The organism is Bowmanella yangjiangensis (assembly GCF_017255015.1).
GTDB lineage: Bacteria > Pseudomonadota > Gammaproteobacteria > Enterobacterales > Alteromonadaceae > Bowmanella > Bowmanella yangjiangensis.
Window position 1 is genome coordinate 1 of sequence record NZ_JAFKCS010000097.1, and the last position, 2,786, is coordinate 2,786.

The 2,786-nt window shown below is 63.4% G+C and carries 3 protein-coding genes; all 3 read left to right on the forward strand.

Annotated features, from left to right (window positions below; genetic code table 11):
* Window positions 1–118: 118 nt before the first annotated feature.
* A complete protein-coding gene (locus J0A65_RS22040) occupies window positions 119–967 on the forward strand; it encodes a LysR family transcriptional regulator (RefSeq protein ID WP_206596470.1) in 849 nt (282 codons plus the stop codon).
* Between the two features lie 249 nt (window positions 968–1,216).
* Window positions 1,217–1,582 (forward strand): hypothetical protein, encoded by a 366-nt coding sequence (locus J0A65_RS22045; RefSeq protein ID WP_206596471.1) that lies wholly within the window; start codon window positions 1,217–1,219, stop codon window positions 1,580–1,582.
* A gap of 85 nt (window positions 1,583–1,667) precedes the next feature.
* Window positions 1,668–2,786, forward strand: a 1,119-nt coding sequence (locus tag J0A65_RS22050) for a TolC family protein (protein WP_206596472.1), incomplete at its 3' end; no start/stop codon positions are given.

The following is a 2,786-nucleotide window of genomic DNA, read 5'->3' on the forward strand; positions in this document are numbered from 1 at the left end:
TTTCAAGTTTCATGCTGTTCTCCTCTATGGGGAAATTCAGCTTACGAGTGAATGCCGTTAGCTGGAAATTAAATTACTATTCGCATATCAGTTGAAAAACAAATATCAAGGACTCGCCATGCTCGACCTCGAATTGCTCAAGACCTTCGTGTGCGTGGTTGATGAGGGCAGCTTCACGCGAGCCGCCGAACGCGTGCACCGCACCCAATCGACTGTGAGTCAGCAGGTACGAAAACTGGAAAAAATGGTCGGTCACACATTGTTGCTTCGCGACCGGACGGGGCAGAACATCAGCGTCAACGAACACGGAGAAATGCTGATTCAGTACGCCCGGCGCATGCTGGCCATGTCCTCGGAGGCGCTAGAGGCCCTTGCCAACGATGTCGACCCGGAAACTCTGCGCATTGGCGTGCCGGAAGACTTCGACTCACGACGCATGACGAGTATCCTCGCCGGCTTCAAGCGGGTCCGCCCCAAAGCGCGGCTGGAAACCATCAGTGGCATGAGTACAGATCTGAAGCAGAACCTTGCGACTGGTGTCATTGACATCGCATTGGTCAAACGTGAGCCAAACAGCGGACCTAGTTGGGCGACATGGCCGGAGCCGCTGGTGTGGGTTAGGGGGGTAGAGAGCAACTTCCACAACGGTGTACTGCCATTGGCGTTATTCCCACAGGGCTGCATCTATCGGCAACGGGCGATCCGCTTGTTAGATGTGGCACAGCGGCCATGGAGGGTTGCGTTTGGCAGCCATAGTCTGACCAGCATACAAGCAGCGGTGGCATCCGGTCTGGGGGTCTCGGTGCTACCCGCTTCGGCAGTGTTGCCAGAACATACCGTGTGTACGGATCTTCCTGAGTTGGCGCCGGCCGAGTTGGCGCTGATCAGTCGCGAAGGTGCTCTGACTGGATTGCAGCGAGGACTGGTAGAGTTTCTACGACAAGAACTGGGCGAGTCATCCAATTAATCAACTCCTGCGTTGGTAAATGCCTGGACAGAGCCAACTCAGCGGCTCTACCAGGTATTGGCGTGTGCCCCTCCCGGAACTAGCCCAGCTCCAATACCGCAAGTAGCCCAGGCTGATCTGACGCTTGGGAGACTAGTTGTAGCGGTCTACTGATCGCGGCCCGAGAATACTCGCCATAGAGAGGCATCTGCTGATCCAGATGCACCGGCCGTTATTGACAGCCGACCGGGCAGCGGTAGACTCGCCGGCATGAAGGCCCTCCTCCGGTTCTACTTCCTGCTGCTGGTCAGTCTGACGCTTCCCATCAACGGGATGGCGAGCCTGCTGATGCCCGCGCAGGCGTGTGCCGTACATGCCTCGCAGTACATGCCGTCGCCCGCCATGCCTGGCATGGATCAGCAGATGAGCGCCCTCGACCCCTGTTGCGAAACGATGGCGCAAACCGGCCACAAGCAACCGTGCAAGACCGGCATGGACTGCAAAGCCGGTAGCCTGCTGCAGGTTGGCAGTGGCAAGAGCGCGTTGCTGCTGATCGACCAGCCGGGGCCCTTCCCCTCGAGCTTCACCCCTCTGCCTGGCGCTAGCGAGCCTCTCTGGCACCCACCCCGTAGCTGATTCCTGTCGCCTGAACGCCGGCTGCCGCTGAGCGGCCGGCTCCTGCGTGCGCCTTGCGCACGGATCAAAGACATGGAATCACCACATGCCCGTATTTCGTTTACGGCGCCGTCATCTGACGGTGGCCGTGTTCGCCGGCAGCCTGGCGCTGCCCGGCCTGGCGGCAGCCTTGAGCCTGGATGAGGCCCTGCGCCTCGCCGAAGACCAGGCCCCGTCACTGGCCGCAGAGGCGGCCAACCTGGAGGCCGCGCGCCAGTCCGCCATCCCGGCAGGCGCGCTGCCCGACCCCAGGCTCAGCCTGGGACTGCGCAACGTACCGATCGAGAGCGACGCCGCCTGGCGCTTCGACCAGGAGCCGATGACTATGCAGGCCATCGGATTCACCCAGGAGGTACCCAATCGAGCCAAGCGCCGGGCGCGGATCGAGGCAGCCAGAGCGGGCGTCGACTTCGCCGAGCAGCGCCAGCAGATCGCGCGCCTGGAGGTACGCCGCCAGGTCGCCGAGGCCTGGATCGCCGCCCGCTCGGTGGGCGAGAAGCTCTCGCTGTTCAAACAACTCTATGACGAGAACCGCCTGCTCGAACGCGCCGTTCGCGCCCGCATCGCCGGCGGCGGCGGTAACTCGGCGGACGCCGTGGTGCCACGCCAGGAAGCCGCCCTGCTCGCGGAGAAGGAAGACGAGCTGCGGCGCACCCAAGCCGTCGCCCGCGCCGCCCTGCGCCGCTGGATAGGCGCGGCCGCCGAGCAACCCCTGAGCGGTGCCTGGCCAGACTGGCCAACAGATGCGGTCTGGTACCGCAGCCATTTGCAGCACCATCCGCAGCTGCAAGCGTACGAACCACTGACCCGCCAGGCCGAGGCACGCTTGAACGAGGCGATCGCCGACAAGCGGCCGGACTGGGGCTGGGGGGTGGAGTACGGCCGTCGTGAAGCCTTCGGCGACATGCTCAGCCTCAACCTCAGCATCGACCTGCCGCTGTTCGCCGGTACCCGGCAGAACCCGCGCATCGCCGCTGAAGAGGCGCGACTGGCGCAGGTGAGCGCCGAACGCGAGGACGCCCTGCGCAGGCACACCGAGGCACTGAGCGCGGACCTGGCCGAACTGCAGCGCCTGCAAAGCACGCTCGCCCGCCTCGAACAGACACTCCTGCCGCTGGCGGCAGACAAGGTGCGGCTGACGCTTGCGGACTACCGCGGTGGTCGT